General features: G+C 73.5%; 4 protein-coding genes and 1 pseudogene. 3 read left to right on the top strand and 2 right to left on the bottom strand.

Features of this window, described 5'->3' with window-relative positions; translation table 11 throughout:
* Nucleotides 1–113: pseudogene (locus ABZ885_RS37855) on the top strand (SpoIIE family protein phosphatase); the annotation flags it as partial.
* 89 nt (nt 114–202) lie between these two features.
* A complete protein-coding gene (locus ABZ885_RS37850; RefSeq protein WP_360199228.1) occupies nt 203–1,840 on the top strand; it encodes an amidohydrolase in 1,638 nt (545 codons plus the stop codon).
* Between the two features lie 110 nt (nt 1,841–1,950).
* Here ABZ885_RS37850 and ABZ885_RS37845 read toward each other — a convergent pair whose 3' ends face one another.
* Nucleotides 1,951–2,217, bottom strand: coding sequence for a hypothetical protein (locus tag ABZ885_RS37845; protein WP_360199226.1), 267 nt, complete (start codon nt 2,215–2,217; stop codon nt 1,951–1,953).
* Nucleotides 2,218–2,332: 115 nt separating this feature from the next.
* Here ABZ885_RS37845 and ABZ885_RS37840 point away from each other — a divergent pair, with 115 nt between their 5' ends.
* The gene (locus ABZ885_RS37840; RefSeq protein WP_360199224.1) at nt 2,333–2,677 is read left to right on the top strand and encodes a hypothetical protein; all 345 of its coding nucleotides are present in this window, start codon (nt 2,333–2,335) and stop codon (nt 2,675–2,677) included.
* 148 nt (nt 2,678–2,825) lie between these two features.
* On the opposite strand, the gene ABZ885_RS37835 is transcribed toward ABZ885_RS37840, so the two are convergent.
* Nucleotides 2,826–3,368: a hypothetical protein gene (locus ABZ885_RS37835; RefSeq protein WP_360199230.1), complete on the bottom strand. Its 543-nt coding sequence runs from the start codon at nt 3,366–3,368 to the stop codon at nt 2,826–2,828.
* Nucleotides 3,369–3,441: the final 73 nt, after the last annotated feature.

Raw genomic sequence — 3,441 nt, 5'->3', positions numbered from 1 at the left:
ACGACGTCATCGCCATCGACGGCGGCCGCACCGCACTCGTCATCGGCGACGTCATGGGCCGGGGCCTGCGCGCCGCCGCGGTCATGGGCCGGTGCCACCGGCACGCCCTGCGGCACCCGGCCTCCGCCGGCCCCGTCCTGCGGCACCCCCGCCGCAGGACCTCACCGGACCACCCGCACCCGAACCGTCTGGAGCACCACCCATGAGCAAGGCCGATCTGGTCTTCACCAATGGCCCCGTCCACACCGGGGACCCCGCCCGTACCCGGGCGAGCAGTCTGGCCGTCACCGGGGAGCGGATCACCGCCGTCGGGCACGACGAGGTGCGGGAGCTGGTCGGGCCCGGGACCGAGGTCGTCGACCTCACCGGGAAGCTGCTGATCCCCGGCTTCCAGGACGCACACGTCCACGCCGTCTACGGCGGCACGGAGTTGGCCGAGTGCGACCTGACCGGGACGACCGGGGCGGGGGAGTACCTGCGGCGGATCCGGGAGTATGCGGACGCGCATCGGGAGCGGGAGTGGATCACCGGCAGCGGCTGGTCGATGGAGAGCTTCGAGGGCGGCCTGCCCACCCGGCAGCTGCTCGACTCCGTCGTCCCCGACCGCCCCGTCTACCTGCTCAACCGCGACCACCACGGCGCCTGGGCCAACACCCGCGCCCTGGAACTGGCCGGCCTGACCAGGGACACCCCGGACCCGGCGGACGGCCGGATCGAACGCGAACCGGACGGCACCCCGAGCGGCGTCCTCCAGGAGGGCGCCACCAAGCTGGTCGCCCGGCTCGTCCCACCCGTCACCGCCGCCGACCGCCTGGCCGGACTGCTGCGGGCACAGCGCCTGCTGCACTCGCTGGGCATCACCGGCTGGCAGGACGCCATCCTCGGCGAGTTCAACGGCCAGCCGGACCCGTCCGACGCCTACCTCGCGGCCGCCCGGGACGGCTCACTGACCGCCCGCGTCACCGGCGCACTCTGGTGGGACCGCGAGCGCGGCGCCGAACAGATCCCCGAACTCCTCGCACGACGAAAGGAGTTGCAGGCCGGCCGGTTCCGGGCCGGCTCGGTGAAGATCATGCAGGACGGCATCGCCGAGAACTTCACCGCCGCCATGACCGCCCCCTACCTCGACGGCTGCGGCTGCGCCACCACCAACACCGGCCTCAGCTTCGTCGACCCCGACGCCCTCAAACAGCACGTCACCGCCCTGGACGCACTCGACTTCCAGGTGCACTTCCACGCCCTCGGCGACCGCGCCGTCCGCGAAGCCCTCGACGCCCTCGAAGCCGCACTCACCACCAACGGCCACCGCGGCAACCGCCACCACCTCGCCCACCTCCAGGTCGTCCACCCCCAGGACATCACCCGCTTCGCCCCACTCGGCGCCATCGCCAACCTCCAACCCCTCTGGGCCGCCCACGAACCCCAGATGGACGAACTCACCATCCCCTTCCTCGGCCCCCAACGCGCCACCTGGCAATACCCCTTCGCCGACCTCCTGCGCGCCGGCGCCACCCTCGCCGCCGGCAGCGACTGGCCCGTCAGCAGCCCCGACCCCCTCGCCGGCCTCCACGTCGCCGTCAACCGCCAGGAACCCGGGACCACCGACGACCGCGTCTTCCTCCCCGAACAACGCCTCGACCTCACCACCGCCCTCACCGCCTACACCGCCGGCTCCGCCCACGTGAACGGCCACGACGACGCCGGCAGCCTGCGCACCGGCCACCTCGCCGACCTCGTCGTCCTCGACCGCGACCTCTTCACCGCCCCCACCGACGAGATCGCCCACGCCCGCGTCGAACGCACCTACATCGGCGGCCGACTGGTCCACGCCGCCGACTGAGCCTCCGGCATCGGAGGCGCTGCGGCCCGAGGGGACGGCGCACCCCCTCGGGCCGCTGCCGTCCGGCAACGGCACCACCTCCAGGGGCGGCGGACGGCCACCGGTGTGCGCTACCCGGCGCGGCGCCGCCGCAGCTCCGCGAGCCACTCACGGACCTGCTCGTCGTCGTGCAGGTAGGGCTCCCCGGGCCCCGGCCGCAGATCGATCCCGTACAGGAGCCCCAGCGCCCACAGCGACGGTTCGTCCCACTCCAACTCGTCGTCCAGGAACCAACGTCCGGCCCACCGGTCCGCCGCATCCCGGCTCACGCGCCCCTCCGCCACGGCGGCGAACCACCGCTCGATCTCGGCCGGGTCCGGCTGCTCTCTCCCGCTCACGGGCCCACCGTATCCGGGACGGCGCGGGCGTCGTCCGCCGGTGACGAGATCCACGAGCGGGCGTCCCGGCAGGTCCGGCCCCGCACCTGTCAGTGGCGGTCGCCATCATGGGGGCATGAGCAACCCGAACCCGGCCACCGGCAGCGTCTGGCGGCTCCACCACGGCGCCCGGGAGATCGCCCGGCTGGCCGTGACCGCCGCCGACATGCCCTGGACCCACGCCGAGGTCGAAGTGCTGCCCGGCTTCGAAGAGTTCCGGCCGCTCTTCGCCGCGCAGGAACGGGCCGTCGACGAGGAGGACTGGGAGCAGGCCGACGCCTGCTACGCCCGGATCCGCGATGCCCTCACCATGACCTTCCCCGACGGCGGCCCGGTCGCCGAGTTCATGCTGCACATCCACGACGACGGCACCGCCGGCTGGCGCTGGCACGACGAACCCTTCGAGAAGCCGGACCGGTGACGCCCCCGCGTCGGCGGCCCGGCGTTCCGGTCACCACCGCGCCACCGCCTCGTCACGGTCACCTGCACGGTCTCCTGCCCGGGACGGGTGGCGGGTTGGAGCCATCCACGGGGCCGGATCCGGTCACGACTCCCCGCCGGACACCGCCTCAGGAACGCGGTGCGGCCGCCCAGTCCGCCAGGACGGCGAAGTCGGCGGCGGTCAACCCGGTCCGGGGATCCACCCGGTGCAGCAGGGCCGGGCCGTCGTGGTGCGCACGGACCCACGCACGGTCCGCGTCGGTGATCTCGTCGTCGACCCACGCGAACGGACGGCCCTCCGCCCAGGTGACGATCCCGGGCGTCTTCCAGAACACGCCGCCCTCCGGCCGCGGGCGCGGCTCGGACCAGGCGATGACCGGCAGTGCGGGCAGACCGAGCAGCGGTGCGAGGAAGTCGTTGGCCTCGTCCTCCCAGGTCGTCGCCCAGACGAGGTCGAACGGCAGCGCGGCCAGCGCCCGCCCGTGGTCCGGATGGAGCCAGACCCGCAGCGGCTTGACCGGTTTGTTCGGCAGGCCCCACTCGCTGAGCCGGCGCCGCTCGGCCGCCTGCCAACGTGGTGTCAGCAGTCGGTGCGTCCCGTAGCCTTCGGGCCTCCGGTGCGGCTTCGCCGCGTACGGGTTCAGCGGTCCGTCGACGTCGACCAGCAGCATCGGCCGCATCAGCTCACCGTTCCTAATCAGTGAGCAGGAGTGAGTCTTGGACCCAAGCCTGTGCACTGCGGAC

The organism is Kitasatospora sp. NPDC047058 (assembly GCF_040643935.1).
Lineage (GTDB): Bacteria > Actinomycetota > Actinomycetes > Streptomycetales > Streptomycetaceae > Kitasatospora.
This window is presented reverse-complemented; position numbering and strand designations above follow the sequence as displayed.

Coding starts and splice junctions, on each gene's coding strand:
- ABZ885_RS37835 (WP_360199230.1), bottom strand. CDS start 3,368: ATGCTGCTGGTCGACGTCGACGGACCGCTGAACCCGTACGCGGCGAAG.
- ABZ885_RS37840 (WP_360199224.1), top strand. CDS start 2,333: ATGAGCAACCCGAACCCGGCCACCGGCAGCGTCTGGCGGCTCCACCAC.
- ABZ885_RS37850 (WP_360199228.1), top strand. CDS start 203: ATGAGCAAGGCCGATCTGGTCTTCACCAATGGCCCCGTCCACACCGGG.